The 26,395-nt window shown below is 69.2% G+C and carries 24 protein-coding genes; 16 read left to right on the forward strand and 8 right to left on the reverse strand.

The annotated features are described in order from the left end of the window. Window positions 1-45: 45 nt before the first annotated feature. The 3 genes from Raf01_RS32985 to Raf01_RS32995 are packed head-to-tail and all read right to left on the reverse strand — an operon-like array spanning window position 46 to window position 2,329. Entirely contained in the window at window positions 46-1,053 is a 1,008-nt protein-coding gene (locus Raf01_RS32985; RefSeq protein ID WP_203921987.1) for an ABC transporter permease, read from the reverse strand. Then, the gene (locus Raf01_RS32990; protein WP_203921988.1) at window positions 1,050-1,940 is read right to left on the reverse strand and encodes an ABC transporter ATP-binding protein; all 891 of its coding nucleotides are present in this window, start codon (window positions 1,938-1,940) and stop codon (window positions 1,050-1,052) included. Before Raf01_RS32990 ends, Raf01_RS32985 begins: the two co-directional genes overlap by 4 nt. Further along, entirely contained in the window at window positions 1,937-2,329 is a 393-nt protein-coding gene (locus tag Raf01_RS32995; protein WP_203922044.1) for a GntR family transcriptional regulator, read from the reverse strand. The genes Raf01_RS32990 and Raf01_RS32995 overlap by 4 nt, the downstream gene beginning before the upstream one ends. A gap of 311 nt (window positions 2,330-2,640) precedes the next feature. Here Raf01_RS32995 and Raf01_RS33000 point away from each other — a divergent pair, with 311 nt between their 5' ends. From Raf01_RS33000 to Raf01_RS33010, 3 genes are all read left to right on the forward strand, one after another. After that, window positions 2,641-3,756, forward strand: coding sequence for a WD40/YVTN/BNR-like repeat-containing protein (locus tag Raf01_RS33000; RefSeq protein ID WP_203921989.1), 1,116 nt, complete (start codon window positions 2,641-2,643; stop codon window positions 3,754-3,756). Then, entirely contained in the window at window positions 3,753-4,067 is a 315-nt protein-coding gene (locus Raf01_RS33005) for a MoaD/ThiS family protein (protein ID WP_203921990.1), read from the forward strand. The genes Raf01_RS33000 and Raf01_RS33005 overlap by 4 nt, the downstream gene beginning before the upstream one ends. Before the next feature lie 669 nt (window positions 4,068-4,736). Beyond that, on the forward strand, window positions 4,737-5,555 hold the full coding sequence (locus Raf01_RS33010) for a helix-turn-helix domain-containing protein (protein ID WP_203921991.1): 819 nt from the start codon (window positions 4,737-4,739) through the stop codon (window positions 5,553-5,555). A gap of 108 nt (window positions 5,556-5,663) precedes the next feature. Here the strand turns inward: Raf01_RS33010 and Raf01_RS33015 are convergent, their stop codons facing one another. After that, on the reverse strand, window positions 5,664-6,170 hold the full coding sequence (locus Raf01_RS33015; RefSeq protein WP_239134136.1) for a universal stress protein: 507 nt from the start codon (window positions 6,168-6,170) through the stop codon (window positions 5,664-5,666). Window positions 6,171-6,392: 222 nt separating this feature from the next. Between Raf01_RS33015 and Raf01_RS33020 the strand changes: the two genes are divergently transcribed. After that, window positions 6,393-7,850 (forward strand): histidine-type phosphatase, encoded by a 1,458-nt coding sequence (locus Raf01_RS33020; protein WP_203921992.1) that lies wholly within the window; start codon window positions 6,393-6,395, stop codon window positions 7,848-7,850. Between the two features lie 132 nt (window positions 7,851-7,982). On the opposite strand, the gene Raf01_RS33025 is transcribed toward Raf01_RS33020, so the two are convergent. Further along, the gene (locus Raf01_RS33025; protein ID WP_203922046.1) at window positions 7,983-8,297 is read right to left on the reverse strand and encodes a C40 family peptidase; all 315 of its coding nucleotides are present in this window, start codon (window positions 8,295-8,297) and stop codon (window positions 7,983-7,985) included. Window positions 8,298-8,536: 239 nt separating this feature from the next. Here Raf01_RS33025 and Raf01_RS33030 point away from each other — a divergent pair, with 239 nt between their 5' ends. Together Raf01_RS33030 and Raf01_RS33035 are read left to right on the forward strand one after the other, a co-directional pair. Next, window positions 8,537-10,615, forward strand: a complete 2,079-nt coding sequence (locus tag Raf01_RS33030; protein WP_203921993.1) for a VWA domain-containing protein — start codon at window positions 8,537-8,539, stop codon at window positions 10,613-10,615. Beyond that, window positions 10,612-12,000 (forward strand): serine hydrolase domain-containing protein, encoded by a 1,389-nt coding sequence (locus tag Raf01_RS33035; RefSeq protein WP_239134138.1) that lies wholly within the window; start codon window positions 10,612-10,614, stop codon window positions 11,998-12,000. Before Raf01_RS33030 ends, Raf01_RS33035 begins: the two co-directional genes overlap by 4 nt. 75 nt (window positions 12,001-12,075) lie before the next feature. Here Raf01_RS33035 and Raf01_RS33040 read toward each other — a convergent pair whose 3' ends face one another. Continuing rightward, a complete protein-coding gene (locus Raf01_RS33040) occupies window positions 12,076-13,398 on the reverse strand; it encodes an MFS transporter (protein WP_203921994.1) in 1,323 nt (440 codons plus the stop codon). A 204-nt stretch (window positions 13,399-13,602) separates the two neighbouring features. Here Raf01_RS33040 and Raf01_RS33045 point away from each other — a divergent pair, with 204 nt between their 5' ends. The 3 genes from Raf01_RS33045 to Raf01_RS33055 all read left to right on the forward strand — a co-directional run bounded on the left by Raf01_RS33045 (window position 13,603) and on the right by Raf01_RS33055 (window position 15,891). Continuing rightward, window positions 13,603-14,016: a nitroreductase/quinone reductase family protein gene (locus tag Raf01_RS33045; protein ID WP_239134139.1), complete on the forward strand. Its 414-nt coding sequence runs from the start codon at window positions 13,603-13,605 to the stop codon at window positions 14,014-14,016. A gap of 92 nt (window positions 14,017-14,108) precedes the next feature. After that, window positions 14,109-14,636: a SigE family RNA polymerase sigma factor gene (locus tag Raf01_RS33050; RefSeq protein WP_308442681.1), complete on the forward strand. Its 528-nt coding sequence runs from the start codon at window positions 14,109-14,111 to the stop codon at window positions 14,634-14,636. Next, a complete protein-coding gene (locus tag Raf01_RS33055) occupies window positions 14,629-15,891 on the forward strand; it encodes a hypothetical protein (RefSeq protein ID WP_203921995.1) in 1,263 nt (420 codons plus the stop codon). Before Raf01_RS33050 ends, Raf01_RS33055 begins: the two co-directional genes overlap by 8 nt. A gap of 79 nt (window positions 15,892-15,970) precedes the next feature. Here the strand turns inward: Raf01_RS33055 and Raf01_RS33060 are convergent, their stop codons facing one another. After that, window positions 15,971-16,561, reverse strand: a complete 591-nt coding sequence (locus tag Raf01_RS33060) for an SRPBCC family protein (RefSeq protein ID WP_203921996.1) — start codon at window positions 16,559-16,561, stop codon at window positions 15,971-15,973. Between the two features lie 143 nt (window positions 16,562-16,704). Further along, window positions 16,705-17,607: a phytanoyl-CoA dioxygenase family protein gene (locus tag Raf01_RS33065; RefSeq protein WP_203921997.1), complete on the reverse strand. Its 903-nt coding sequence runs from the start codon at window positions 17,605-17,607 to the stop codon at window positions 16,705-16,707. 187 nt (window positions 17,608-17,794) lie between these two features. Between Raf01_RS33065 and Raf01_RS33070 the strand changes: the two genes are divergently transcribed. From Raf01_RS33070 to Raf01_RS33100, 7 genes are all read left to right on the forward strand, one after another. Further along, the gene (locus Raf01_RS33070) at window positions 17,795-18,604 is read left to right on the forward strand and encodes an SAM-dependent methyltransferase (RefSeq protein ID WP_203921998.1); all 810 of its coding nucleotides are present in this window, start codon (window positions 17,795-17,797) and stop codon (window positions 18,602-18,604) included. Window positions 18,605-18,919: 315 nt separating this feature from the next. Then, window positions 18,920-20,146: a glycosyl hydrolase family 8 gene (locus tag Raf01_RS33075; RefSeq protein WP_203921999.1), complete on the forward strand. Its 1,227-nt coding sequence runs from the start codon at window positions 18,920-18,922 to the stop codon at window positions 20,144-20,146. A 621-nt stretch (window positions 20,147-20,767) separates the two neighbouring features. Next, window positions 20,768-23,458, forward strand: coding sequence for a M14 family zinc carboxypeptidase (locus Raf01_RS33080; protein WP_203922000.1), 2,691 nt, complete (start codon window positions 20,768-20,770; stop codon window positions 23,456-23,458). Window positions 23,459-23,636: 178 nt separating this feature from the next. After that, window positions 23,637-24,059: a GntR family transcriptional regulator gene (locus tag Raf01_RS33085; protein WP_203922001.1), complete on the forward strand. Its 423-nt coding sequence runs from the start codon at window positions 23,637-23,639 to the stop codon at window positions 24,057-24,059. A gap of 47 nt (window positions 24,060-24,106) precedes the next feature. Then, the gene (locus Raf01_RS33090; RefSeq protein WP_203922002.1) at window positions 24,107-25,126 is read left to right on the forward strand and encodes an ABC transporter ATP-binding protein; all 1,020 of its coding nucleotides are present in this window, start codon (window positions 24,107-24,109) and stop codon (window positions 25,124-25,126) included. After that, window positions 25,123-25,797, forward strand: coding sequence for an ABC-2 transporter permease (locus tag Raf01_RS33095; protein WP_203922003.1), 675 nt, complete (start codon window positions 25,123-25,125; stop codon window positions 25,795-25,797). Before Raf01_RS33090 ends, Raf01_RS33095 begins: the two co-directional genes overlap by 4 nt. Before the next feature lie 105 nt (window positions 25,798-25,902). After that, a complete protein-coding gene (locus Raf01_RS33100; protein ID WP_203922004.1) occupies window positions 25,903-26,205 on the forward strand; it encodes a DUF1905 domain-containing protein in 303 nt (100 codons plus the stop codon). Window positions 26,206-26,395 lie beyond the last annotated feature (190 nt).

Raw genomic sequence — 26,395 nt, forward strand, 5'->3', positions numbered from 1 at the left:
TCAGGCACACCGATCAGGCCGGGCACCGATCAGGCCGGGCACCGATCAGGCCAGGCGCCGGCGCGTCCACCAGAAGCAGAAGGAGAGAAGCGCCACGGCGACGGCGACGAAGACGCCGGTCTCGGCCCACTGCATCGGCCAGAAGTGGCTGGCGGGCTGGTAGGTCAGGTCCTGGCGCAGTCCGAGAGTGCCGACCCAGTGGAGGCAGGATTTCGGTCCGTGGTTCTCCCCGCAGTACTGCGGGTCGGCGGGCCCGCTGAAGACCTGACCGGTGGGGGTGACCGTGCGGTTGCTCAGTACCCAGGCGTTATCCGGAACGACGCCGCTGACCACCCTCATCGTGGAGTTGTCTCTGTTGAACATGAACTGCGTAACGTTGCTGACATCCAGTGGCCGCGTGGCGTGCCGCGCCGGCACGAGATGGGCGCGGATCCACAGCGGCATCGACGCGACGGCGAGGACGTAGATGGCCAGGGTGGCGGCCATCGCGGGTACGGTGCGGCGGATGAGCATGCCCAGCGTGACGCCGAGGGCCAGGGCGAACACGGCGTAGCCGATCGGCACGATCCCCCGGGCGCCGTAGGTCTGGGGTGAGATCCAGTGATACTTCGCGTGGTCGACGTGGTGCGCCCAGGAGCCGACTGCCCAGCTGAGCAGGCCGGCGGTGACCACGGACGCAGCCCCGACGACCGCCAGTTTCGTGGCCAGCCAACGGGACCGGGTCACCGACTGGTTCCAGGCCAGCCGGTGGGTGCCGGTTTCGAGTTCCCGGGCGATCAGCGGGGCGCCCCAGAAGATGCCGATCAGCGCGGGTACCACGTACACCAGCATCAGGGTGAACTGGTAGACCAACCCGTTGGCGCCGTTGGTGGCCTGCTGGACGAATTCGCTGATGGCATTGCGGCAGTCGGCGTGGCAGCCGGCAGCGCCGCTGGCGGTCCACTCGCCGGCGAGGCTGTGGCCGGAGACCGCGAGAAGGACGGCGAGGACCGCGAGGGCACCGGCGGTGATCCAGGTCGGGATGCGGAACTGGCGCCAGGTGAACCAGATCATCGGATGCTCTCCAATGCGGGCCGGGGGCTGGTGGTGGCCTGGGTCATGTAGGCCAGGACGAGGTCTTCGAGGGTGATCTGTTCGACGGCCAGCGAGGGATCGTCGATCGGGGTGTCGCTGCGCACGATCAGGGTGGACTGGCGGTCGGTGTGGCTGCCCTCGATCACCGTCACACCCGGATGCAGGTCGGCCGGGTCGCGCCGGGCGCCGGTCAGCCGGTAGTGAGTAGCGAGCAGGTGCTCCACCTCGCCGGCGATCCGGACCCGGGAGGCGACCAGCACGATGAGGTAGTCGCAGACCCGTTCCAGGTCGGAGACCAGGTGCGAGGACAGGATGACGCTCGCGCCGTGGTCGGCGACGAACGCCATCAGGCTCCGCAGGAACTCCCGCCTGGCCAGCGGGTCGAGGCTGGCCACCGGTTCGTCCAGGACCAGCAGATCGGGTCGTTTCGCGACGGCCATGGTCAGCGCCAGCTGGGCGCGCTGGCCGCCGGAGAGCTTGCCGGCCTTCTGCGCGGGCTCCAGGCCGAGCGCGGCGATCCGCTCGTCCGCGAGACGCTGGTCCCACCGGGGATTGGTGTGGGCGCCGAACCGCAGATGATCGGCGATGGTCAGGCCGGCGTAGGTGGGAGTCTCCTGCGCCACGAAGCCGACCCTCGCCAGCTGGGCCGGGTTGGCGGCGGGCCGCCCACCGAGCACTTCGATCGTGCCGGCGGTCTGCGCCAGCATTCCCACGGCGATCTGCAGCAGCGTCGTCTTGCCGGCGCCGTTGGGACCGACCAGCCCCACGACCCGACCGGGCGGGATGCTCAACGTGCAGTCGGACAGGGCCGTGCGCCGGCCGTACCTCTTGGACAAGCCGTCGGCCCGCAGCACCGGGTCAGTCATCGGGTCGTCTCCTCTATCGACGTGCGGAACGTGCTCACGAACAGGGCCTGGATGCTCTCGTCGTCCAATCCGGCCTTCCGGGCCCGCCCGAGCCAGGACTTCAGCTCGTCGCGCAGCGGTCCGTGCGCGGCCAGCGACTGGTCGGTCAGGGACCGGGTGACGAAGGTGCCGACTCCGGGACGGGGTGCCACCAGTCCCTCGTGTTCGAGCTCCCGGTATGCCTTGAGCACCGTGTTCGGGTTGATCGCCAAGTGCGCGACCACGTCTTTGACGGTCGGGAGCTGGTCGCCCTCACCCAGCAGACCCAGCCGCATCGCCTGCCGGACCTGCTGGATCAGCTGCATGTAGGGCGCCACGCCGGAACGACTGTCCAGGTGAAACTCGATCACCCTGACTTCTCTCATTCAACTAGGTTCCTAGTACTATAGAGCAATAGCACGACTCCCGGTCAAGAGGGTTGGCAACAGTCGGTCCGCGGGGCCGCGCGGTTTTTGTCGTACCCGGGGAGTACGTCTGTCACCTGGCACAGGTGTGCAGGCTGGCGGGCCTGTCACTGGCGGGCTGTCACTGGCGGGCTGTCACTGGCGGGCTGTCTCTGGCGGGCTGTCTCTGGCGGCCCGTCTTCGGCGGCGTGTCGCTGGGCGCACCGGTTCGATAAGACAACAGTGAAGACGACTTCTACCGAGGGAAGGCTGAGGGCATGAGCAGCGTGCGGGTGTTGGTGGGTACACGCAAGGGCGCGTTCATCTTGACCGCGGACGGTAGGCGCGACGACTGGAAAGTGGATGGTCCGCATTTCGGCGGCTGGGAGATCTACCACCTGGCGGGATCGCCGGCCGACCCGAACCGGCTCTTCGCGTCCCAGTCAGGCGGCTGGTTCGGGCAGCTCATCCAGCGGTCCGACGACGGCGGTCAGACGTGGACCGCGGTGGGCAACGACTTCACCTACGAGGGCGCGGTCGGCGAGCACCTGTGGTACGACGGGACGCCCCGCCCCTGGGAGTTCAAGCGCATCTGGCACATCGAGCCGTCCCGCGACGACCCCGACACGGTTTACGCGGGGGCCGAGGACGCGGCGCTCTACCTGTCCACCGACGGCGGGCAGAAGTGGAAGGAACTCACCGCCCTGCGCACGCACCCCACCGGCCCGAGTTGGCAGCCCGGCGCCGGCGGCATGTGCCTGCACACGATCATCCTCGATCCCGTGAACAAGGACCGGATCTACGTCGCGATCTCCGCTGCCGGCGCGTTCCGCAGCGACGATGCCGGGGAGAGCTGGTTGCCGATCAACAAGGGCCTGCGCTCCGGCGAGATCCCCGACCAGGACTCCGAGGTCGGCCACTGCGTCCACCACATCACGCAACACCCGTCCCGACCGGACACCCTGTTCATGCAGAAGCACTGGGACGTCCTGCGCACCGACGACGCCGGAGCCAACTGGCGCGAGGTCAGCGGCTCGCTGCCGTCCGACTTCGGGTTCCCCATCGCGGTGCACGCACACGAGCCGGAGACCATCTACGTCGTACCGATCACCAGCGACTCCCAGCACTTCCCGCCCGAGGGCAAGCTCCGGGTCTACCGCAGCAGGACCGGCGGCGACGAATGGGAGCCGTTGACCGCCGGCCTGCCGCAGTCGAACTGCTACGTCAACGTTTACCGGGACGCGATGGCGGTCGACACGCTCGATCCGTGCGGGATCTACTTCGGCACCACGGGTGGCCAGGTGTACCACTCGGCCGACAACGGAGACACCTGGGCACCCATCGTCCGCGACCTGCCGGCCGTGCTCTCCGTCGAAGTCCAGGCACTGCCGTGATCCGCGTCGTCCTCCCGGCTCATCTCAAGACGCTGGCGCACGTCACCGGCGAAGTGCGGCTCACCGTCGACGGTCCGGTCGAGGGGGCCGGACCGGTGACCCAACGGCTGCTGCTGGACGCCCTGGAAAGCCGGTACCCGATGCTGCTCGGCACGATTCGCGACCGCCGCAGCGGGAAGCGCCGGCCGTTCGTGCGCTTCTATGCGTGCGAGGAGGACCTGTCCAACGAGTCGCCGGACGCCCCGCTGCCGGAACCGGTCGTCTCCGGCGTGGAGCCGCTGATCATCCTCGGCGCGATGGCCGGGGGTTAGGTCCTTCTCTGCCGATCTCGTCGCGGGGCATCCGGCGGGCGCCACGGGTCGCCTGGACGCCCCGGGAACGGTGGCGCTCGCGCTCGGGCGTCCCATTACTCTCCGTCAGATCCTGCCGTGAGTGGCGGCCGCCGCCACGCCACCGATCACCCGGCCCCCTCGGCGTCGGTCCGCTCGGAACCCTCCTCGTCACCGGGGAGGTCAATGCCGCTCGTACGGCATCCGGAGAGCGACTTCATCCGGCTACTGCTCATTCTGTCGCATCACCTGATTTCCGGAAAAGTACGCGCATCTGCCGCGCATTACCGGCGCACGTGCATATGCACAACCACAGATCAGCGCCACAGTGGTTACTGTCGGCTGCAGTGACGAGTCGATTACCGTAGGACCGCAATCTCCATCGAGACCATCGTTCGCGTTTGGCCCTGTTCTGTCGATCTTGTCGAGCCGAGGCGGAGGCCAGGCGTCGATCCGTCGTCCGGCCGCCAGCGGTGCCGAGGAACGAGGCGCCGCGGTCAAGCGGCCGGGGAACTTCGCAGGCAGGGTTCGCAGGGTGTCTGGATACCGGTGTTGTATCCAGACACCCGAGAACGCAGCCGGTCGGCGGCTAGGCCCGCCGCAGGCCGGCAGATGATCGGCAGGACAGGGCCTGGCGGAGGGGTGAAGAGCGTGCCAGTCACTGGACAGCGTGTTGTGCGACGGACGCTCGGGCGCAGGCTGACCCGACTGCGCCTGGCCGTGAACAAGACCCGACGCGAGGTCGCCCGGGAGCTCGGCATCTCCGAACCGACTCTGCACCGCATCGAGACCGGGAAGGTACCCGTCACCGTCGCCACCGTCCGCGCCCTGTGCTGGAGCTATCAAACCGACCAGAGCGCCACCGACGCCCTCGCGGAACTCGCCTCCGGCACGAACCAACAGCAGTGGTGGGACTCCAGTCCAAACGTTCCCGAGTGGTTCAAGCTCTTCGTGGGCCTTGAGGCCAGCGCCAACCGGATCTACTGCTACCACGGCGAGGTCGTCCCGGGCGAGTTGCAGACCGAGCAGTACGCGCGCGCGGTCTTCGACGCGGATCGGTCCGGCGACGAGCAGGGAGCCCAACGGCAGGTGTCACTGCGCCTGCAGCGCCAGAACACGCTGCTCACCCGCACCCCGCCGGCACAGGTGACCACGATCCTCGACGAGGGCGCCCTCACCCGTCCGGTCGGCGATCGGGACGTCCTCGCCGGGCAGATCGACCATCTCCGGCAGGTCGGCCAGCGGCGTCACCTGGACATCAGGGTCCTGCCCTGGTCGGTGGGCGCCCACGCGGCCATGGCCGGAGCCTTCCGCATCCTCGAATTCGACGATCCGCAGGACCCTGACATCGTCTACCTCGAATCTCACGTCGGCGCGCTCTACCTCGAAGAACCGTCCGAGGTCGAGGAGTACCGGCGCATCTTCAAGCTGATCAACAGCGAGAGCGTGTCGATCGACGAGTACCGGTAGCTCGGCCGTCCACGCGCACAGCCGTCCACGCGCACGGCCGCCCCACGCGCTCGACCGCCCACGTGCGACACGCGATCGTCCGTCCGGGTGGGCGTCCGGTCCGCGTCGCTACGGAACGACGGTGACCGGCCACAGTCCGGCGCGTACCAGGCGGGTGGCGATGGAGCCGACGAGGCGGTGTCCGGCATGCTCGGACGCGCCGACCACCACCATGTCGGCGTGCACGTCGATCGCGGCCTGACGCAGTTCGTCGAAGGCGTCGCCACGACGAACCATGAACGTGACCGGTATGCCCATCTCCTCGATCCGGTCCTGGAAGTGACCGCGCACTTCGGCGATGGCCTCGTCGAACGTGTCTTCCTGCACGGCGGCGGACGTCCCGGCACCCAGCCCGGTCCAGACTCCCGGCACGGCGACGTACACGATCACCAGGCGGGCGTTCTGTCGCTGGGCCAGGCCGCCCGCGTACGCTCCGGCCCGCAGCCCGGTACGGGAGCCGTCGACCCCGGTCAGGATCACCCGCGGGCCGACGGTACCCCGCTCGAACGGCCCGGGTACCCAGGCGGGACCGTAGTTCTCGATCAGCCGGACCGAACCGGTGCCCTCGCTACTCACCCGGCCAGTATCGACGACAACGCTCCGAAGTCGAGCGGCGGAGGCCGGCTCCCGGCGGGCGCGTGACAGCCGGGCTCGACCAACGCGCCGCCGCACCGCCGTTCACCTACGTCTCATCCCGCCCATGTCACAGGGTCAGCGACGGTTCCCCGGGCTTTGTGACCATGCGAGGCACCTCGTCCTGCCCAGGGCCGACGGCCCGAACCGTCCGAAGGACACACGATGAAACGCTTAGCTCCCGGTGCCGCCCTCGCGATGAGCCTGACGGTCGCGGCCGTCACCCTCATGGCCGGCACCGCCTCGGCACAGAGCACCACCTCCGCACAGAGCACCGCCTCGGCACAGAGCACCACCTCGACACAGAGCAACGGCCCGGCACAGGGCACGGGCCACGCCGCGAACGCCGACCGGCACTTCTACACGACCAAGACGCCGTACTCGCCGCAGGAGAGCCTGCGGAACTACCAGGCCGCACCGAAGGGCTTCGTTCCGGTCTTCACCGAGAACGTCGCCCGTCACGGCTCGCGCGCCATGTCCGACAGCGACGACGGAGACGCCGTACTCGCCGTGCTGCGCGCCGCCGCGGACCAGGGTGCGCTCACCGGACTCGGTACGCGGCTGGGCCCGCAGGTGGAGTCGCTGTTGGCCGGCGGCGCGTCCATCGGGTACGGCAACCTCTCCGGCCGCGGAGTTCAGGAGCAGCAGCAGACCGCGCTGCGGATGGAGCAGCGGCTCCCCTCGCTCTTCTCGGCCATCGTCGCCAAGCAGGAACCGATCGAGGTCGAGACGTCCGGAGTGGACCGTGCCGTGGCCAGCGCCAACGCCTTCACCGGCGGCCTGACCACCGGAGACCCGGCACTGGCCGGCCTGATCGGGGCCCCGGTGACCGACAAGGACCTGCTGTACTTCCACAAGCAGCCGCAGAACGCCGACTACCAGGCTTACCTGGACAGCGACCCCGATCTGGCCGCGGTGATCGCCGAGGTCGACGGGCAGCCGAAGACCGCGCGTACCGCCAAGGAGGTCGTCTCCCGCCTGTTTACCCGCGGCTTCGTCGCGGCGATGGCGACCGACGACCAGATCTCGTTCGCCCGCTCGCTGTACGAGCTCTACAGCGCCGTCCCCGACCTGCGCGTGGAAGCCCCGGGCGTGAACCTCGACGCCTTCCTGCCGGCCCAGGACGCCCAGTGGTTCGCCTACCTCGACGACGCCGAGGAGTTCTACCAGAAGGGCCCCGCCTTCAGCGGTCGCACGATCACCTACGACATGGCGAACGTCCTGCTCGACGACCTGTTCGCCCAGGTCGAGGACAAGGCCGACGGAACCAGTGACAAGGGTGCCGTGCTCCGGTTCACCCACGCCGAGGAGATCGAACCGCTCGCCGTCCTGCTGGACCTGCCCGGCAGCACGAAAGCCGCGGACCTCAGCCGGCCGTACACGTACCAGAACAACCCCTGGCGCGGCGAGAACGTGGCCCCGATGGCGGCGAACGTGCAGTGGGACCTGTACGCCAAGCCGTCGCCGACCGGCGGTGCGAGCACGAAGCCGACCACCGAGTACCTGGTGCGGATGCTCTACAACGAGAAGGAGACGGCGTTCAGCGCCGCCTGCCGGCCGATCGCCAAGGGCAGCTACTTCTACGACCTGAACGAACTGGAGCGCTGCTTCCACCGCAGCTGATCCCCGGTCGGAGCACGTCGAGCCACCCTCCGCGACGCGGCGGCTCACCCTCCCGGCACTCTCCCCCGGCAACCGCGGCGTGGTGTCCGGCGGCGGCAGGTGTTTCCGCCGCCGGGCACCACACCCGCGTTCCTACCCGATCTGTCCGTAGCCGGAGACGGGCGCGAAGTCGACGGTGCTGGTGTGCACCACGGTCCCGGGAGAGTAGACGCCGACGACCTCGTCGCCGCCGACGTAGAGGGTGACCGTGGTGATGCTGTCGGTGCCGTAGAAGACCAGATCACCAACCCGCAGCTCGGCCCGGTCGACGGGCGTGCTCATCGCGGCCTGCGCCGCGGCGTTGTGCGGCAGCGGGACACCCACCGCCGCGTATGACGCCTGGACCAGGCCGGGTGCGTCGTAGCTCGTGGGGCCGCTCTTGTCGGGGTACGACGATTTCCGCGCGATGCGCCAGCCGACCGGTGAGCCGCGCGCTGCCGAGCCAGACCAGGTAAGTCACCCCGGCTAACGCATCCTAGGACGATAGGTTGGTGGCGCGAATGCCCGGTGCGACCTCGCTCATTCCGATTGGTTGCTTCGTCACTGAAACGTGAGAGATTCGCGATTTCGTACCGATCCGACCCGAACGACCTGCTTACGCTCCCCGAGACAGGCGTGGCGTACGCGGGTGAAGGGGGTCGGGCGCCATGATCGGGAGACTTCGATGGCCATCGCTCGCCGCGGCGGTCGGCGCGATCGCGCTGGTGACACCGGTCGCGCTGACCGGATCAGTACTGACCGGATCGCGGTCGCCGGCCGGCGCCGACGGGGGCGCCCAGGCCACCCTCGTCGTCACCAAGGGCGGTGACCGCACGGCACCGGCGGTGGCGAGCACGGCCGCGGGTGCGACCTTCGCTTTCTACGCCGGTGTAGCCAGCAACCCGGCCACGCCGGCCGACACCCCCATCGCCACCTGTACCACCACCGCACCCAGCGGGACCTGCAGCGTGTCGGTACCGGCCCGCACCGGAGCCGGCCGCGGGTACTGGATCCGGGAACTGACCGCGCCACTGGGCTACACGATCGTGCAGTCGCTCGCCGTCGGTGGCCGCACCCTCACGTCCACCCCGTACAACCAGTTGTTCACCGGCCCCGTCCCGGCCGGCGCCACCATCACCCTCCCCCGCGCGACGTCCGGCGCCTCCCCCACGGCCCGCGGCACGCTGTGGGCCGACGCTCGGATCAACCCGCCGACGCCGTCGTACTGCGGCATGCGCATCGCCCTGCTGCTGGACACGTCCGGCGCGGTCGGCAATCGACTGTCCACAGTGAAGTCAGCGGTGAACGGGCTCGTGGACACATTCACCGGTACGTCGACCTCGCTCGCCGTGTACCAGTTCGCCACCCACGCGGCACCGGTGAAGAACCTCACCGCCATCCCGGACGCCGCCGCGGCGGCACCGGTGAAAGCGGCCGTCAACTCGCTGACCGCCGGCGGATCGGTCAACTGGGATTCCGGCCTCTGGCAGATCGCCGCCTCGACGGTCCACTACGACGCGGTCATCATGCTCACCGGCGGCAACCCGACCGTGTTCGGGCCCGACGCCGAAGGCACCGGCAATTCCACCCGGTTCCTGGACGTCGAGAACGCCATCTACTCCGCCAACGCGTTGAAAGCCAAGGGCACCGCCGTGCGGGTCATCGGCCTCGGCACGGCGTTCCGCGATGCCGAGGACAACCTCGCCGTCGTCGGCGGAGCGACCCTCGCCGGATCCGTGGTCAGCTACCGCCAACTCGGTACCGCGCTGCGAGACCTCGCCCGCAACGCCTGCCGCAACACGGTCAACGTCGTGAAGAAGCTCATCCCGTACGGCGGCGACATCGACGACGCCATCCCCGGCGCCGGTTTCACCTTCCGCGAACGCACCGGCAACCTGTTGCCCGAGTCCGCCACCACGGACGCGGCGTCCGGAGTCGCCACCTTCACGGTTCCTCGCAACCAGCCGCCGGAGCCGGTCCGCGCGAAGCTGACCGAGAACGCACGCCTCGGCTACGAACTCGTCCCGGTCGACGGCCGCAATGCCACCTGCCGCCGCAGCGACGGAACCCGGATACCGGCGACGAACGTCGGCGACGACGGATTCCGCACGACGACGATCCCCGACGACCTGATCTCCTGTACGGTCTACGACCGGCCCACCACGCCGATCGGTCTCGCCCAGGTACGCGTGGACAAGCACTGGATCGTCAACGGGGTCCGGTACACCCAGGACAACGCACCGCCCGAGTTCCAGTCCACGCTGAGCCTCACCAACCAGTTCCAACCCGTGTTCGGGCAGACCTACAGCGGCTACACCACGCAGGACACGGTCACCATCGGTGAAACCGTCGCCACCGGCATGCTGCCGCCGGGCTGCACCTCGCGCCTCGCCGACCTGCTCGGCGGCCACCAGTTGTCCGCCGGCCTGAACGTCTTCGCGGTGACCAATGTGGTCACCTGCCCGGCCGGCACGAGCTTCCCACCGCCTTCGGGAGGAACGCCTTCCGGAACAACGGCCTCCGGGACAACGCCCTCCGGGGAAACGGCCGGCGGGGCAGCGACCGGCGGCACAGCGACCGGCACGCTGCCGACCACCGGCCCGGATCTGCGGTACCCGATCGGGGCCGGCGTACTGGCCATCGTCGCCGGCCTGGCACTCGCGGCCCTGGTGCTCCCGACCCGATACGCACGCCGGCACCGGTACCCGCACCACCACATCCACCGCGACCTCGGAGGCATCCGATGATCCTGGGACGTATGCGGCGACTGGCGACCGTCATCGCTGCCATTGCCAGCCTCACCGTCACTTCCGCGACTGCCGTGAACGCCTCCGGCGCTCCGGGCACGGCCTCGGCACCGGGCACGTCCGCGGGAGGGTCGGCCACGGGCGGCACGTCGACAGTCACCGCCGACGACATCCGTTTCCAGCGGCCGCCGAGGATCCTGCGTTACGGCACGGCCGAGGAGGTTGGCCTGATCCCGCGGTACATCGACCAGATCCGTCCCGACATCGCCAGCTTCCTGCAGCCGTCGCCGACCTTCCCGCAGTACGCCGGGGCGGTCGCGCTGGCCGCGCACGACGGCGTGATCGTCGCCCATGACTCGGTCGGGTACGCGCTGCGGTACGCCGACGACAAGCCGACCGAACTGCCGCGGGACCAGTGGATCCCAGTACGCGACAACACCATCTTCGACCTCGCGTCGCTGACCAAACTGTTCACCGCGATCGCCGCGGTCCAGTTGATTGAGGCCGGCCGCATCGACCTGCACGTGCCGGTCGCCCGGTACATCCCGCAGTTCGCCAGCCACGGCAAGGGCGACATCACCATTCTCAACCTGCTCACCCACACCTCCGGGCTGCCCGCCGATCCCGACCCGTCGCTATGCGACTACCCCACCAATGACGAGCGGTGGGCGGCCGTCTACGACATCACCCCGATCGCGCCGGTGAACAGCACCTTCCTGTATGCCGACACCAACATGATGGTGCTCGGCAAGGTCATCGAGACCGTGACCGGCAAGACCCTCGACCAGGTCATCGCGCAGCGCATCACCGAGCCGCTGGGGATGACCGACACCATGTTCAACCCGCCCGCCTCGCTCAAGCCGCGCATCGCCGCCGAGGAGTACCAGCTGACCACCAGTCGCGGCATCGTCTGGGGCAGCGTGCACGACGAGAACGCCTACTGCCTCGGCGGCGTCTCCGGCCACGCCGGGGTCTTCTCCACCGCGTACGACCTGGCGATCCTCGCCCAGGCTCTGCTCAACGGCGGACGGTACGGCAGGGCGCGCATCCTGTCCGAGGACTCGGTACGGCAGCTGTTCACCAACTACAACCAGGCGTTCCCCGGGCACGCTCACGGCCTGGGCTTCGAACTCGACCAGCCACGGTACATGGACGCGCTGAGTTCCCCGGTGACCGCGGGCCACACCGGCTTCACAGGTACCTCGATCGTCATCGATCCGCGAAACCACTCGTTCGTCATCCTGCTGAGCAACCGGGTGCACCCGAGCCGCAACTGGGGAAGCAACAACCCGGCACGCGCCGCCGTGGCACGGGACCTCGCCCTCGCGCTCGGCCTGCCGCCGGTGGAACCGGCCCGGGATCTGGCGGTCGGCCCGGCGGGCTGACCGGCGCGCGCTGACCGGCGCGCGCTGACCGGCGCGCGCTGACCGGCGCGCGCTGCCCGGCGCGCGCCTGCCGGCTCAGTTCTCGGGCAGGCGCTTCTCGGGCAGGCGCTCGACCGGTGGAGTCGAGGCGGCGTCGAGGCGCCGCACCGCCAGCAGAGCGACGCCGGCCACGACGCACATCCCGGCGATGCCTTCGGCGACCCACAGGTAGTCACCGGTCGCGTCCCGGATCGCAGCCGCCACCAGCGGTGCGAGGGCCTTGGCGACGGTGAGGGGTACGGCGAGGATGCCGGAAATCGTGGCGTAGGCGGCGGTGCCGTAGCGGTCGGCGAGGATCGCGGGGCGGGCGATGGTGGAGACCCCGAAGCCGAGCCCGATGCCGAGCACACTCACGACGGCGCCCAGGTTTCCGTGGCCGACCACCGGCAGGCAGGCCGCCGCGACAGCCTGCACGAAGAACATCGCGGCCGTCGCGGTCGCCGGACTGGCCCGGCGGATGGTGGCGGTGGTGGCGAGGCGGCCGGTGACGGACAGGATGCCGAGCAGTCCGGCCGTGGTGGCGGCGAACTGCGGGGTGTGGCCGAGTTCGGTGAGGTACGCGACGAGGTGGACGCTGGCGGCCGCGACGGCGGCGTTGCTGCACACGAAGGCCACTGCCAGCGCCCAGTAGCCGGGGTCGTGCACGGCGGTGGAGACGATGCGGCGCCGCCGCTGGCCGTCGTCGGCTGACCGGTTGGCTCTCTTCCGGCGCCCTGCCGGCTCACGGTCACCGGTCACCGACCGGGGTGGCCGCCGCACCAGCAGGTGGCCGGGGATGGTGACGGCGGCGTGGATCGCGGCGAGGACGAGGATGGCGTCCCGCCAGCCGTACCGGTCGACGAGGTGGCCGGTCAGCGGCAGGAAGATGCTCGATGCGAAGCCGGCGACCACGGTCACCGCCAGCAGCGCGGTGGCGCGCCGCTCGCGGAACCAGGTGATGACCACGGCGAACGCGGCTTCGTAGAGGACGCAGGCGGTGGCCACGCCGATACCGGTCCACACCAGGTACAGGACGGCCACGGTGTGCACCCGGGACCAGGCGAGCAGGAGCAGGGTCGCCGCGACGGAACCACCGGTCATGAGGGCCCGCCCGCCGTGGCGGTCCAGCCACCGCCCGACCGGTACGGCCGCCGCGGCGGAGGCGAGGACCGAGCAGGTCAACGCGCCGGCGATGACGGTGGTACCGGTGTGCAGCGCGGTGGCCATCGGGGTGAGGAAGACGGCGTACGCGTAGTAGAGGACGCCGTACCCGACTGTCGTGGTCGCCGACAGCGCCGCCACGATGAGCCAGCCGTATGCCGGCGCCCGGGTCTGGTCCCCGCCGGCACGGGTGGCAGCCGGCGCCTGGATATGACTCACGGACCAGGCCGCCGCCTGCTGAGTTCCCCGGTTGTCATGATGCTCCGCACGCTCGCATCCGACACCGATCTTACGGCAGCCTCAACCGCCGCTCCCCGACCGCGAATCTCCGACCGCGCTCCTGCGACCAGATGCACCGACCGCGATCCCCCGACGCGCCGTCCGGATCCCGCGCTCCCCCACCCCGGCACATACGATGCCGGCATGGACATCCGGGAACACAACCGCAGGGTGATCGAACAATTTCGTGCCGGTGGCGAGATCGACGGCATGCACCGCGACCGGCTGCTGCTGCTCACCACGGTCGGTCGGCGTACCGGCCAGCGCCGCACCAGCCCCATGATGTTCCATCGCGACGACCAGGGGCTGTTCGTCATCGCGTCCAACGCCGGCGCGACCCGGCACCCGGACTGGTATCTCAACCTGGCCGCCGATCCTCAGGTGACCGTCGAGGTCGGAGCCGAGGCGTACGACGCGATCGCCGTTCCGCTGACCGGCGACGCCCGGGAGCTCACCTGGGCGGCGATCACCGAGCTGTACCCGTTCTTCATCGACCACGCCGGCAAGGCGGGGCGCACGATCCCGGTGGTCGAACTCCGCCGGGCGCCCGACATGTGACCCCTGCCCCACCGCGTCGGTGAAGTTCGCGCCGGGAGCCAACCGCGGCCGTGACGCGGCTCGTCTAAGGGGCACAAGCCATGGGAGGGCACGTGGTGCGGTCCGAAGCGGACGAGGATTACGTCGAGTACGTCAGTGCTCGACTCCCGGCTCTGAAACGCTTGGCCCATCTGCTCTGCGGCGACGACCACAGAGCGGACGACCTGGTGCAGGAGTCGGTCACCAAGCTGTACACGCGCTGGCACAACGCGCGCAAGGCGACCAACCTGGACAGCTACGTCCGGGCGATCGTGGTCCGCACCCACATCGACAACGGCCGGCGACCCTGGTCGCGGGTGCGGCTGTTCGGCCACCCCCCGGATCAGGCGCGTCCGGAGAGTTCCACGACGGAGGACCGGGCGGTGCTGCGAGCCGCACTCGCCGCGCTACCGGCCGGGCAGCGCGCCGTACTGGTTCTCCGGTTCCTCTGCGACCTGCCGGTCGCGGAGGTCGGCGAGCTGCTGGGGTGTTCGCCGGGAACGGTGAAGAGCCAGACGTCGCACGGGCTGGCCAACGTTCGTCAGGCCCTGACCAGGTTGGGATACCCGATGACAGCGATGGGGAGCTGGAAGAATGGATGACGAACAGACCGTACGCGCGCTGCTCGGCCTGCGCGACGAAGAGGGCGCGCCGCCCTCGGTCGATCTGGCCGCGGCCATGCGGATGGGCCGGAGTCGGCTTCGCCGCCGACGTACGGCCCAACTGTCGGCCGGCGCCGTGGTAGCGGTCGCGGTCGTCGTGGCGACGCCGGCGACTGTTCAGCTGGTACGCGAACCGGCGCACCCGGCCGTGGCCCCCACGACCACGCTGGGACTCGCGGCGACCTCGTCGCCGTCGCCGTCGCCGTCACCGTCACCGGCTGCCGGTCCCACGTCGCTGGCCTGCGTCGAGTCCCGGCTGCCGGTGCCGCAGCCCAACCAGGAGGCGCTGGTCATCGGCGCCGATCCGACCGGTCACTACCTGGTCGGGCGGGTGTACAAGAGCGGTCACTCCAGCCAGGTCATCATCTGGCACGACGGGCAGTTCAAGACCCTCACGATGTCGGGTTCCGATCCCGAGCTGCGCGACATCACGCCGAACGGGGTGGCGGTGGGAACCTCGTTCCCGTCCGGGTTGAACAGCACCGGCTGGATCTACCAGAACGGCCGGCTGTCAAAGCTCAAGGGCCCGTACGGCTCTCAAGCCGTGGCAATCGCTGACAACCTCACGATCGGCGGCACCGAGAGCAAGGACGGACTGGAGTACCCCATCGTGTGGCACTCGCCGGCCTCCACGGCTGTGCGGCTGCCGCTGCCCGGCCCGAACTGGCTGGGCAGCGTCGACGACGTCGACTCGGACGGCACCATCGTCGGTACGGTCAGGCCGAGCGTGACGTCCGACGCGAACCAGGGGATCGTGTGGCACCCGGACGGCAGCTACCAGTTGCTGCCGCTGCCCACCGGGGTGGTGGCCGGCGCCAACGGAATGGAGGTGCACTCGATCCGCGACGGCGCGATCGTCGCGGCCGGGACGGTCAGCGACAGCAGCAGCAAGACCATGACGCCCGTGTTGTACCGCCTCTCCACCGGAGAGTTCACCGCGCTGCCGGGGGCGGACCTGTTCATCGAAGCGGGGAACGCCCAGGGGTGGGTCGCCGGCAGTGGGTCCTACGACATGCCGGCGGTCTACACGCCGACCACCGGGATCGTCCGGCTGCCCACTTTGGTACCGCACGGCACGTCGACGCCGCCGTTAGGGATCGTCGCGGGAACCATCAGCGACGACGGCCTGACGATCGGAGGCCAGGACGTCGACGCCCACGACGTGATCCACGCGGTCAGGTGGAGCTGCCACTAAGCCCTTCCCCGCCTGTTCTCGCCCCTTCTCCGGCTCGCGGGCCGTGGTCGTGCTCCCGAGCGCGCCACGGCCCGCGACGTCAGCGCCCGGATCGGTCGGCACCCCGGGGCGTACCGTCGAATTTGCCCGCGACCGCGTGGTCGGTGTCGGTGACCCGCCCGGTCTCCATCAGCTGCTTCAGCCTGCGCAGGTTCGCTGCCACCTCGGCGGCGGGTGGCTTGCCGACCAGGATCAGCGCGACGTGGCCGAGCCTGCCGAACGGCGTCTTCAGCGTCTCGTGCACCTCGGTCGGGCCCGCAGCCGTCCGACCCGGGTCTGTCCGGCCCGCACCCGTCCGGCCCGGGTCTGTCCGGCCTGGGTCCGCCTCGGCCGCGAAACGGACCGTCCATTCGGCCCGCATCCCGGGTACCGTGGTCGTCTCGTACCGGATCAGCTCGTTGACCCGCTCCTCGGTCACCTTGATGGTCGACTTCAACCGGATGCCCAGCGGACCGGCGATCGTCCAGCGATACGACTCCGGGCCGACCCGTTCGATGGCCATCACGTCGCCCAGGAAGCGGGGCAGGTTCTCGAAGTCGCGGTAGAAGGCGAACACGTCAGCGACCGGGCGCTGAATGGTCACTCTCGCCTCGATCGGGATCTCGCTGGGAAGGCGTAACGCCTGGCGCATGGTCGTCTCCGGCGGGTTCCCGTGGACTGGTCGCGAGCGTCGGGCAACGCCTGTCCTCAACCCTAGGCAGGTGGATGGGCGGCGGGGGCCGGGAATGCCGAAGAAGCCACGCGGGGCTGGTCTGCGCCGTGCGGCGTCGCCCGTCAGCCTCCGTTTCGGGCCCGCGCGGCGGCGAGCCGCTGCTGTTCGGCCTGGGCACGGGCACGCTGGTCCAGTACCCGCTTCGGTTCGATCTTCTGCCGCGGCCCGGTCGGCGCGAAGTCCAGCCGGTCGACGCCCAGGCCGCGCAGGACCGCGCGTTCCACGAGCGAGAACGCCGCCGGATCCGGGCGGTCGAACCTCATCGGCTGTCGAAGGCCCACGGGCGGATTTGAGATGATCCGGGAGACACCGAGGACGTTCTGCGACGTGGCATGCAGCGTGTACGGGTGAAGCAGGACCACGTCACCGGCTTCGCCGGTCATCTCGACGAAGTCGTGGCACTGCCCGATCAGGTCCGCGTAGTCGAAGTCGCCGGGCAGGACGCCCTCCGGGTGCTCGTTGAGGAAGCGCGCCACCACCGGTACCGAGTCGGCGGCGACGAACGTGCCACCGCCCCGGTGCCGCATGTCGGTCCACAGCACGAACGTCAGCAGTCCCTGCTCGGGCGAGTCCAGGAAGTGCCGGAAGAAGTCGCCGTCCTTGTGCCACCCGCCCACACTCGGCGACGGGGGCTGCCAGGGCAGGTCGCCGCCGACCCCGAGATTGGCGATGAGGCTGTCGGTCCACTTCCACGGCAACCGCACGCGGTCCTCGCCACCGAGCAGCTCCATGGCGGCGTGCCACGCCTTCGGCGCGAACTCGCGCGCGTCCACCGATTCCCGGGGAGCCAGATGGATGCGCTTCTCGGCCCAGCTGGACGGGTCGTCGCGGTCGTACCCGAAGCGAACCCACGCGGTGTCCAGCCACGCCCTGGCCGCCTGCGTGGTGAAGCACCCCTTGACGACGACGAACCCGCGCCGGAGGAAGTGCTCGACCTGCTCCTCGGTCAGGTACTCGCATCGCATCCGAACGCCTCCCGACTTGTGGGGTACCCGAGGGCCACGGGCTCACCCGCTGACGCTCATGCGACGATACCCGCGTACCGGCATCGATCCGAGTGGCGCTCGCGGACGACACGAAGCTATCGATGATGATTCGTCCCGGATATTTCGGTAGGCTCGGACGTCCCCCGCCCTCACCGGAGGTCCCGCGTTGACTCCCCAGGTAGATCCGAGCCCGCTCGACACCTCTCGGGCTCACGTGGCGCGGATCTACGACTACTGGCTCGGCGGCAAGGACAACTTCGCGGTCGACCGCGCGTACGGCGACGAACTCGAACAACGGGTTCCGGACATCCGGACGGCGGCGCTGATGAACCGCCAGTTCCTCGGCCGGGCGGTGCGGTACCTGGCCGGCGAGGCCGGCGTACGCCAGTTCCTGGACATCGGCACCGGGCTGCCCACCGCGAACAACACCCACCAGGTCGCGCAGGCGATCGCGCCGGATTCGCGGGTGGTCTACACCGACAACGACCCGATGGTGCTGACTCATGCCCGCGCGCTGCTGACCAGCTCGCCCGCCGGCAGGACCGCGTATATCGACGCCGACCTGCGCGCAGTCACCGACATCCTCAACGCGCCCGAGCTGACTCAGACGCTCGATCTCCAGCGGCCGTTCGCGGTGATGCTCGTCGCCGTGCTGCACCTGATCACCGACGACCGGATCGCGTACCCGACCATCGACACCCTCGTCAAGACCATGCCCTCCGGCAGCTACCTGGTCATCTCGCACGCCACCGCGGACTTCTGGCCGGCGGAGAAGACGGCCGCGGTCACCGCCACCAATCGCGCGCACGGAGTCGACTTCCGGTTCCGCGGCCACGCGGAAGTCTCCCGGTTCTTCGACGGCATGGAACTGGTCGAGCCCGGCATCGTTCCGGTGTCGGAGTGGCGTCCGGACGGTGGCCCGACCGCGACGCGGGAGCGGGCCAACATCTGGGCGGGCGTGGCGCGGGTGCGGTAACGCGCCACCCGGCGCCACCCTGCACCCCCAGGTCAGCATGCACCGCCAGGTCAGCATGCACCGCGCGCCTCTCCGCCCGGGGCGGGTGCGCCCACCCGACGAACGCGCCCACCCGGCGAACGCGCCCGCCTGGCGAGTGCGCCCCGCTCGGCGAACGTGCCGCGGCACCGCCGGTCGGAGCCACCGCCGGTCGGAGCAATCTCTTGACAGTCATCGATGGAAGGGGGACTCTGGCCCGCGAAAGGTCAGGAAGGCTACCTAACAATAGATGCCGCAGCGGCCACCCGCCAGCGGTACGCCATCCCGGGAGCGCAGATGAAGAGACAGCTCAGGGTCGCCCTAGTCATGGCCGTCGCGGCCGGCACCGGTACCGTCATGGTCGCCTTCGCCGGCACCGCCTCGGCGGCGACCGTCAGCCGACCCTTCCCGTACCACGTCACGTACCAGACCGGCGTGCTGCCCTCGGCCAGTCCGTCCGCCCGCGACGCCGCCGTGAAGAAGCAGTACGACTCGTGGAAGTCCACCTACCTGGTGCACGGGTGCGCGTCCAGCGAGTACTACGTCTCCACCAAGGGCGACGGCGACGCTCCCCACAACGGCCCGGTCTCCGAGGGCCAGGGATACGGCATGAACATCGTGCCGCTGATGGCCGGGTACGACGCCGACGCCAAGACCGAATTCGACGGGCTGTGGCAACTGGTCAAGGACCACGAGGACAGCCGGGGCATGATGCAGTGGCAGCTCGACGGCAAGACCTGCAAGTACACCGACTCCGGCACGCCGGACGGAGCGACCGACAGCGACCTCGACATCGGGTACGGGCTGATCCTGGCCGACAAGCAGTGGGGCGGCTACACCACCGACGCGAAGAACTGGCTGGCTCACTTCTACTCCGCCGACGTGGCCTCCGACGGGCACCTCAAGTGTGAGGACGACGGACCCACCACCGACACCCGGCCGTCCGACTGGATGCTCGACCACCTGCGCGCGTTCGCCGCCTACGACACGGCGCACGACTGGAACAAGGTCATCACCAAGACCCAGAACCTGGCGCAGGAGTTCACCGCGGCCTACTCCCCGACCGCCAACCTGTTGTCCGACTTCGTGGTCGGCGCCAATACCACGAGCCCGAAGCCGGCCCCGGCCGACTATCAGGAGGATCAGCCGGACAACATCGTCGGGTACAACTCGATCCGGGTCCCGTGGCACCTGGGCACCGACGCGCTGCTGTACGGCAACTCGGTGACCAAGGCGATCGCCACCAAGGAGTCCAACAGCTACAAGAGTCACTCGGGCGGCAACCCGAAGAAGGTGTACCCGCACACAAAGCTCGACGGCACCCCGTACACCACCGACGATCAGGCCGAGGAGGCCGGCGACTCGGTCGGCCCGGCCGCGATGGCCGCCGGTGACCAGGCGTGGACCGACACCATCTGGAACTACCTGGCCACCAACCCGTTCGGCGACGGGTACTTCGGCGAGAGCATCAAGATGCTCGTCTACCTCGTGATGGCCGCGGATTACTGGTCGCCGGCTTCGTAAAAGTCACCAACCCCAACGGCGGGCCGGCCGGTGCGGCGTCACCGGCCGGCCCGCGCCGTCGAAGAGGGCCACGCCATCAAAGAGGGCCACGCCATCAAAGAGGGCCGTGCCATCGGAAAGGGCCGCGCCGGTGCGGAGAGGACCGTGCCGTCGGGCGCTCCTTACCGGGCCGTTGACACCGGCGGCAAACCCCGGGATGATCACCTACGCACCCTGGTGATCCCTAGATGTCGATCGGTCGATCCGTGCGGCAGCAGCCGGCGAAGATGGGCCGGCGACAGAGAGGTCGGCGCGTGAGACCTGGGTCCGTTCGATTCGTCCTGCCCCCTCACTCCCCGACCGCCGCGGACCCGCGGGTGAGAATCCATCCCACTTCCTGATGGCGGTCGCCTCCGCCAAAAGGCGGCTCCGGCTCCGCTCAGGCCCTAACACCCGGCCTGTACTCGCCTCCGCCAAACGGCGGCTCCGGCTCCGCTCAGGCGCTAACACCCGGCCTGTACTCGCCTCCGCCAAACGGCGGCTCCGGCTCCGCTCAGGCGCAGCCCGCGCTCCTCCTTCCCGGTAACCCGTGCTCATTCGTCGCAAGCCACAGCACGAGTCACTTCGACAGGAGGAGGAGAAGTGTTCCGTCACCGTAATCTGGGCTCGGTCCCGCGTCGTTTTCCGGCGATCGTCCCGCTGGGCGTGGTCAGCGCCCTGGCCGCCCTGTTCATGGCCGCACCCTCGGGCCCGGCGCACCAGACGACAGTCGCGGCCACGAAGAGTGGCAGCATCCCGTCACCCAAGCAGTACTTCGGTTTCGACATGGGTACGTCAGGAAAGCTCCAGACCTGGAACCAGGTCACCGGCTACCTGCACCTGCTCGGCGACCGGTCGAACCTCGTGACGTACACGAACTTCGCCAAGACGTCGTTGGGCAACGACTACCCGTACGTCCTGGTGAGTTCGGCGCAGAACCTCAGTCACATCAAGCAGATCATGGCCGACAACGCGCGGCTGTCAGACTCGCGCGGACTGTCCGCCAAGGACGCGCAGGCACTGGCGAAGAAGACCGTCCCGGTCGTCTACGTCGAGGGGACGATCCACTCCACCGAAGAGGTCGGCACCCCGGCGATCGTGAACGCCATCTACCGGCTGGCGACGGAGAAGTCCGACTTCACGGACCGGGTGCTGAACAACGCGGTGATGCTGTTCGTACCGTCGCAGAATCCGGACGGGCAGATCCTCGTCAACGACTACTTCAACCAGACGGCGGACACCAGCCTCAGCCGCATCTACCCCGACCTGTACAGCCACTACGCGGGACACGACGACAACCGCGATTGGTACCAGTTCAACCTGCCCGAGTCCCGCGCCCGGGAGAAGCTGTTCGAGATGTACCACCCGGTGTACCAGGAACTCATCCACCAGGACGCGCTCAACGCGCCCCGGCTGTACGTTCCGCCGTACGCCGAGCCGCTCGGAAACGGGATCGATCCGAACACCATCGAGACCGCGGGCAAGCTCGGGTTCACCCAGGCCGAGGCGCTGACCGCCGCCGGTGACACCGGCATCGGTCACGGCAACTCGTACGGGGTCTTCTGGAGCGCGGATGTCGCCGACCGCGACTCGTACACCGGATCGTCGATCCTGATCAACGAGATCGCCCAGCTCAACAATCTCGTGTACCCGGTGACCAGTTCGAACGGGCAACCGCTCGCGTGCGGTCCGGTCAGCAGCCAGGCCAACAGCATGGACTGCCCCAACCCGTACACCCAGACGACCTGGACCTTCGAGCAGGCCGTGAAGTACACCGACGACGCGCTCTACGGCGCGGTCGACGCGGTCGCGAGGGACCCGCAGAGCTACCTGTACAACAACCTCTACCAGGTGGCCAACGACGGCATGCACTGGACCGGCGGCCCCTACGCCTACGTCGTTCCGGCCGGCCAGCGGGATCCCTACGCGGTCTACCAACTGCTGAGCATCCTCGACTTCAGCCAGGTCGAAATCCAGCAGGCCACCGCGTCGTTCGCGGCGAACGGGAAGACCTACCCGGCCGGATCGTGGGTGATCAAGGTGCAGCAGCCGCTCGGCCGCTTCGCCAACGAGATCCTCAACACCGACGTGTACCCGAACGTGCGGGCGTGCTCCACGTGTCCGCTGATCATGCCGTACAGCGAGATGACCGACAACCTGCCGATGCAGCTCGGTGTCGACGTCCAGCCGGTGACGGACTCGTTCACCGCCCCGCTGCGGATGCTGCACGGCGTCACCGTGCCGAAGGTGACCGTGCCGGCGACGCCGTCGTCGACCGGCGCCTACCTCGTCGACCCGAACTCCTACGGAATCGCGTCGTTCCTGTCCGCCCTCCAGAAGGCGAACCTGCAGACCTTCCGGGCGGCCCAGCAGTTCAGCGCGGCCGGACGCACCTTCGCCGCGGGTACCATCGTGATTCCGCCGTCCAACCAGGCGCGTACGGTCCTGCAGACCGCGGCCACCTCGACCGGCATCCCGGTCTACGCCACCGACCAGACCCCGGCGGTGCAAGGCTTCGAACTCAAGCCGGGTACCCGCGTCGGGCTGATCCGCGGCGTGAACCAGCAGCCGGGCGGCTGGCTGGAGTACATGCTGGACCAGTACCACATCAACTGGAAGCCCGTCACCCACGACGACTACGCGCACCTCGGCGACGAGTTCGACACCGTCGTCATGGGCGACGGAGTCTCCCAGAGCACCATCCAGAACGGTCTGAACACCGCCAACTACCCGGCCGAGTGGGCCTGGGCCGGCGGCGTCGGCACCACCGGCTGGACCCAGCTGCACGACTTCGTCACCCATGGCGGCAACCTGATCGCCCTGGGCAGCGCCTCGACCACGGCGCAGCAACTGCTCGGACTCCCGATGCAGAACGTCCGGACGTCCGCGGTGAACGTACCCGGATCCGACCTGCGCACGACCTACGATCCGACCGTCCCCGCGGCGTGGGGCATGCCGGCGAACTGGCCGGTCTGGTACGACAACAACCCGGCATGGAAGATCACCGACACCACCAACGCGCAGATCGCGTCGTCGTACCCGGATGACTCGTCCACGCTGCTCGCCAGCGGCTACGAGCAGGGCTCCGACGCGCTGAAGGGTGCATCGAACATCGCCACCTTCAGGGTCGGCAACGGACAGGCGACCATCGCCGGAACCGACCTCAACTTCCGGGCCTGGACCAAGGTGGACTGGCTCGTCATCGCGAACATGATCTACCAGGGCCCGGCCAAGGCGGTCAGCGCCGCGCAGATGACCGCCCGGCCGTCGTACGCGCAGTTGCCGGCCCACTGAGTCACCGCTGTTCGCACCGGGGGTCTGCCATGTCGGCAGGCCCCCGGCGTCGTGACAGGCCCGGCGTCGTGACGGGCCCGCAGGCTGCGCCACTACCGTGCCGTCTGTATATACTGTCCATGTACAGTCGGGTAGGAACGGACAGGCAGAGGAACGGGCCGGATGTCGGAGGATCGTCGTGCGAGTGGTGTTGTCCAACAGCAGTGGCGTGCCGCTCTACCAGCAGATCAAGGAGCAGGTGGGGACGGCCATCCTGTCCGGCGAACTCGCCGAGGGCGATGCGCTGCCCTCCGTCCGCGCGCTCGCACGTGACCTGCGAATCAGCATCATCACCACCACCCGCGCCTACACCGAGTTGGCCGCGGAAGGCTTCATCGCCACGGTCCCCGGCAAGGGCGCCTACGTCCTGCCGTTGGACTCGGCGCTCGTCCGGGAGCAGTTGCTGCGCCAGGTGGAAGACGGGCTGCAGACCGCGCTCGACGCCGCCCGACGGGCCGGCCTCCAGCGTGACGATCTCATCCAGATCCTGGACGGTCTCATCCAAGCCGAGCGACACGACGCTGGTAGCGGTGTGCCGTCCGACAGCGGTGCCGTCCGATGACAGAGCCACGACCGACAAGCACGCCTGAGGTCAGAAGGGATCTATCAGTGCGCAGCGACCTCGCGTTTGCTCTGCGCGGCGTGGGTACCGCGGTGAGCGGCACCTTCGCGTTGCGGGATGTGAGCTTCGAACTGCCGACGGGCTACGTCATGGGCCTGATAGGCGCCAACGGCGCCGGCAAGACAACGACGATCCGCTGCCTGCTGGGCATGCGCCCGATCGACACCGGCGAGATCGAACTGCTCGGCCACCGGCTACCCGGGCCGGTCGACCTGCGCCAGGACGTCGGGGTGGTGTTCGACCACGCGCACCTGGTGGGTGACTGGCGGCTGGTCCAGGTCGAGCGGACGCTTCGTCCGTTCTACGAGCGCTGGGACGGTGTGCGCTACCGCCAGTTGCTCGACGAGTTCGGCCTCGACCTGCGGGCCAAGGTGAAAGACCTGTCCCGTGGCATGTCGATGAAACTGATGATTGCCGTGGCTCTGTCGCACCATGCACGACTGCTCGTCTTCGACGAGCCGACCAGCGGCCTGGACCCGGTCGCACGGGACGAACTCGTCGGCATCATCGGGGACTTTCTCCTCGACGAGGGACGCAGCGTCCTGTTCTCCACGCACATCACCGCCGATCTGGACCGCATCGGCGACTACGTGACGCTCATCCACGACGGTCGCATCGTGCGGACCGGCACCAAGGACGAACTCCTGGACGCGTACCGGGTCGTGCGCGGCGGCCCGGACGACCTGAGCGGAGCCGTCGGCGTCCAGCTGATCGGTGTGCGGCGGACATCGACCGGGGCGCAGGCTCTGGTACGCACCGAGGAAGCCGACCTCCTCGGCGGGAATGTCCTCATCGAGGCTCCCACCCTCGAGGAGATCGCCGTCCACGTCGGAGCCCGCGTTCCCCGGCGAAGCCCGGATCCTGGCGCCGAATCACACCGTGACGCCGACCCCCACCCCGCCGCCGAACCCCACCATGGCGCCGGGCCCGACCATGGCGCCGGGCCCGATCATGGCGCCAGCCGGCACGAGCCCGATTCTTCGATGTCCACCAAGGGGATCGCATGACCGCCATCGCACGCATGGCCATGTTGGACCTGCGTACCGTCGCGCCATACAGCAGCCAGGGCCTCCTGATCTTCGGCGCCGAGATCCTGCTGTTCGCCAACAAGCCCACCGTGCTCCTTCCGGTGCTCGTTCTGCTGTTCACCTCGACGCTCACCGCCAACCCGTTCAACATCGCCGACAAGGCGAACCTGGAGACCCTGTACGCCGTCCTGCCGCTGTCCCGCCGCTCGGTGGTGTTCGGGCACTATGCCTGGGCCCTCGCGTGTTTCCTCGCCACCGCCACCGTGGGTGCTCCGCTGGCGGTTCTGTTCGCGCGGGCGCAGCACGTGCCGTTCGACGGTCGCACCCTGGTGACGGTGCTGACGCTGTCCTGGGCGTTGTTCGCCCTCAACGTCGCGATCCAGTTCCCGCTGCTCATCCGGCTCGGCTACAGCCGTACCAACTATCTGGCCTCCGTCCTGCCGTCGGTGGTGGTCGTCGGGGTCGTGTACCGGATGCATCTGAACGTTCCGTCGGTGCGGAGCTGGCTGCCGCTGATTCTCTGGGTAGCCGGCGCTGTCGCCATCGTGGCGTCCGCGGCCGTGACCCTGGCCGTCGACCGGAAGCGCGTGCGCTACCGCCCACCGGCGCACGACGACCGGCCCGGCCGACAGCAATCCGCGGACCGATAATCCCCAGACCGGCATTCCCCGGACCGGCGCGTGTTTCCGGGCCCGGTTTGCCGCGGCCACCGGGTTACGGCGGAAATCGTCGGACCCGCGTGTGAGACTGCGCTCGTGGTCGTCGTCTTTGATGCGCAGCTGTGGCGCTGGGATGCCCGGCGTGCCGACAGCTGGGCCTTCGTGAGCCTGCCCGTCGACGCGTCCGACGAGATCCGTGACCTGGCCGGCGGGGTGCGTCGTGGGTTCGGTTCGCTGCGGGTCCGGGTCACGATCGGAGGCAGCAACTGGACGACCTCGATCTTCCCGGGCGGCGGAAACGGCAGCTATGTCCTGCCCGTCAAGCGCCCGGTCCGCAAGGCCGAAGCCCTCGACGTGGGCGACACGGCGACGGTGACCGTGGAACTCATCGACGTCTGAGGTCCCGGCCGGTCCGGGCCGGCCGGTCCGGGCCGGTCAGTCCCGGCCGGTCAGTCCCGGCCGGTCAGTCCGGGCCTGCCGGTCGCGCCCCTCAGCGAGCGGATCCCTCAGAGGGGCGGCGCTCTCAGCAGGGCGGCGCTCTCAGCAGGGCGGCGCTCTCAGCAGGGCGGCGCTCTCAGCAGGGCGGCGC

Source organism: Rugosimonospora africana, from assembly GCF_016862975.1.
GTDB lineage: Bacteria > Actinomycetota > Actinomycetes > Mycobacteriales > Micromonosporaceae > Rugosimonospora > Rugosimonospora africana.